Here is a 3,330-nt window from a genome sequence, read left to right as displayed (position 1 = left end):
CTACATCGTCGGTCCGAACGACCCCAGCCGAAGCTGCAGCCCATGCCCGGCGGGCCGGCCAATGAATCGGATGACGACGAAGACGCCTACCTGCTGTGGAGCGGTCTCGGCTGGATCTGGCGCACCGGCATGCAGACCGCCGATCTCTCCGGCCTGCCGGCCATGGCGGTAGGGGCTGCCGCTTCGACCCCGGCGGACACCAACCCGGGCGAGGCTGGCCACGTCGGATTGAACCCCTTCTCGAGACCAGACACCGAAGAGCCTGTCACGGCGCCCCCGCCCCCGGCAGACGACCTGCCCTGGGGCTGGCTGCTGGCGGGCGGTGTTGGCCTGCTGGGCCTGTTCGCCGTTTGGTGGCGCGGTCGCGGCAAAGCCGCGTAGCTCAGGACGCGGCGGCCGAGCTCAAGACTCGTCGTTCGCCGCGGCACCCTGCCCGAGCAGACGACCAAAGCTGCCGCCCGAGGCCTGGCTCACCGCATGGCGCAGCAGCGCGCCCGCGTCTTTGCCGTGACCCGGGTACTGGCTGATGCCGAGGCGCGCGCCAACCGGCACGTCTTGTCCCGCCACCTGGAACGGTTGATTGACCGCCGCCAGCAGCTTGCGGGCCACATGCTCAGCGTCTTCGTCGGTGTCCAACCAGGCCAGCAGCACGGCGAACATGTCCGGCCCCAGCGAGGCCACCACGTCACTCGCCCGCAGCGAGGCACGCAGCCGAACTGCCGCCTTGCGGCGAAGCACGTTGGCCGCTTCGGCGCCCAGGTTGGCCTCGACACTACGGAAGCCATCGAGGTGCAGCACGATCAAGGCCATCGCCGCCGGCTCGCGCTCACGCAGCGCCAGCAAGTGCGTCATGTGCTCTTGCAACTGGTTGTGGTTGGGCAGGCCGGTGGTCAGGTCGATGCTGTAGGCGCGCCGCGCCGCATCGTCGATCCGCTTGCGCTCAATTGCCAGGCGCAACACCCGGCCCAGCACCTCGGGCGTGGCCTCGCGACTGGACAGCACATCGCGCACACCCGCCTGCAGCAGGCGCATGCAAACAGCCGGCGTGGGCTCGGGCCCGATCACGACGACAGCCGACTCCAGCACCGCTCGCGGCAGCCCCGGCCAGTGCAACAGCCGCTCGGCGCCGCCGGTCAGCTTCAGGTCGAACAACACCGCGTCGTAAGCCTGCACATGCAGCTGATTTGTCAGCTCCTCAAGCTTGGTGCAGGCCTGGACCACGAACGGCCCGAAGGCCGAGGTCACCAGATCCGGCGCTTGGGCGCTGAGGCAGAGGATGTGGAACGGGTCGGACATGGGTGTGCCTCTTCGCGGGCGTGAGCCATCATGCACGTTCCGCGCCTGGGCTGACACGCTTGTAAACACCAAGGTGGTGCAAACCACGAGAGATGGGGCCCGCCAAGAGGCGAACCCCACTCGGGCGAGGTGTCAATGCGCCGGTTGCTGGTGCTTCAGCAGCACCGAGCTACCCGCTCGGCGGGTGGTGGCGGTACTCCGCCACCGGGTGCTCCATTCAATGGGCCTCGTCCCAGTTCGCCCCCACCCCGACCTCGGCCAGCAGCGGCACGCTGAAGCTCGCCACACCGGCCATCAGGCGCGGCACCGCTTCCTTGGCCCAGTCGAGCTCGGCCTCGGGCACCTCAAGCACCAGTTCATCGTGCACCTGCATCACCATGCGGGTGGCACGCTGTTCGGTGTCCAGCGCGCCCTGCACCGCGATCATTGCGAGCTTGATCAGGTCGGCCGCAGTGCCTTGCATCGGCGCGTTGATCGCCTGGCGCTCGGCGCCCGAGCGGCGCGGGCCGTTGCCGCCGCGAATCTCGGGCAGGTAGATGCGACGGCCGAACAGCGTTTCGACGTAGCCCACATCGGCGGCGCGAGCCTTGGTCTCGTCCATGTAGCGCTTCACCCCGGCGAAGCGGTCGAAGTAGCGATCGATGTAGTTGCGCGCGGCCTTCTGGTCAATGCCCAGGCTTTGCGCCAGGCCGAAGGCGCCCATGCCGTAGATCAGCCCGAAGTTGATGGTCTTCGCATAACGCCGTTGTTCAGAGGTGACCGTGTCCGGCGCGATGCCGAACACTTCGCTCGCGGTGGCGCGGTGCACGTCCATGCCTTCGGCGAAGGCCTTGGTCAGGCCCGGGTCGCCGCTGATGTGAGCCATGATGCGCAGCTCGATCTGCGAGTAGTCGGCGCTGATGATCTTGTGGCCCGGCGGCGCGATGAAGGCCTCGCGCACGCGCCGGCCTTCAGGCGTGCGGATCGGGATGTTCTGCAGGTTCGGGTCGTTGCTCGACAAGCGCCCCGTCACTGCCACCGCCTGCGCGTAGTTGGTGTGCACTCGGCCGGTGCTCGGGTTCACCATCAGCGGCAGCTTGTCGGTGTAGGTACCCTTCAGCTTGCTCAACGAACGATGCTCCAGCAGCTTGGCCGGCAGCGGGTAGTCGGCCGCCAGCTCCTGCAGCACGTCTTCGTCGGTGCTCGGCGCGCCACTGGCGGTCTTCTTTTTCACCGGCAGGCCAAGGCGGCCGAACAGGATTTCGCCGATCTGCTTGGGTGAGCCCAGGTTGAAGGGTTGGCCGGCCAGTTCGTAGGCCTCACGTTCCAGCGCCAGCATGCGCTCGGCCAGCTCGCGGCTTTGCGTGGCGAGCAGGGCCGCGTCGATCAACACACCATGGCGCTCGACCCGCTCGAGAATCGTCGAGACCGGCATCTCGATGCGCTCGTAGATCTCGCGCATGCCCTTCTCGGCTTCGATCTGCGGCCACAGCGTCTGGTGCACCTGCAGCGTCATCTCGCTGTCTTCACCGCTGTAGGTCGTCGCCTGTGCCAGGTCAACCTGCGAAAACGAGATCTGGTTCGCGCCCTTGCCGCAGACCTGCTCGTAGCTCAAACCCTGCCGGCCCAGGTGGCGCTCGGCCAGGCTTTCCAGGCTGTGCTTCAGGTGCGCTTCCAGCACATAACTTTGCAGCAGGGTGTCATGGGTGTAGCCGCGCACCTCGATGCCGTGGTTGGCGAACACATGCTGGTCGTACTTGATGTTCTGGCCGACCTTCGCCGCCGCCACGTCCTCGAGCCACGGCTTCATCAGCGCCAGCACCTCGTCCAGCGGCAACTGGTCCGGGGCGCCGGGGTAGTCGTGCGCCAGCGGCACATAGGCGGCGCGGCCGGGTTCGATGGCGAACGAGACGCCGACGATACGCGCGCGCATCGGGTCGAGCGAATCGGTTTCGGTGTCGATCGCCGTCAGCGATGCGCCGCGCAACACGTCGAGCCAGGCGTCCAGGCGCTCACGGCTGGTGATGCACTCGTATTCACGGGCCAGGGCAATCG

Annotated in this window: 3 protein-coding genes; 1 reads left to right on the top strand and 2 read right to left on the bottom strand. The window is 67.4% G+C overall.

What is annotated here, in order from left to right:
• Positions 1-381: hypothetical protein (locus AC1DYI_RS30215; RefSeq protein WP_477207812.1), on the top strand; the 381-nt coding region annotated here is incomplete at its 5' end.
• Positions 382-402: 21 nt separating this feature from the next.
• On the opposite strand, the gene AC1DYI_RS30210 is transcribed toward AC1DYI_RS30215, so the two are convergent.
• The gene (locus AC1DYI_RS30210) at positions 403-1,296 is read right to left on the bottom strand and encodes a diguanylate cyclase domain-containing protein (protein ID WP_477207811.1); all 894 of its coding nucleotides are present in this window, start codon (positions 1,294-1,296) and stop codon (positions 403-405) included.
• Positions 1,297-1,513: 217 nt separating this feature from the next.
• A partial coding sequence (polA, locus tag AC1DYI_RS30205; protein WP_477207810.1) for a DNA polymerase I occupies positions 1,514-3,330 on the bottom strand: 1,817 nt, incomplete at its 5' end.

It is taken from the genome of Ideonella sp. P3_A4, from assembly GCF_056403075.1.
Note: the sequence above shows the minus strand (reverse complement) of the source record. Positions and strands in the feature narration are given on the sequence as shown.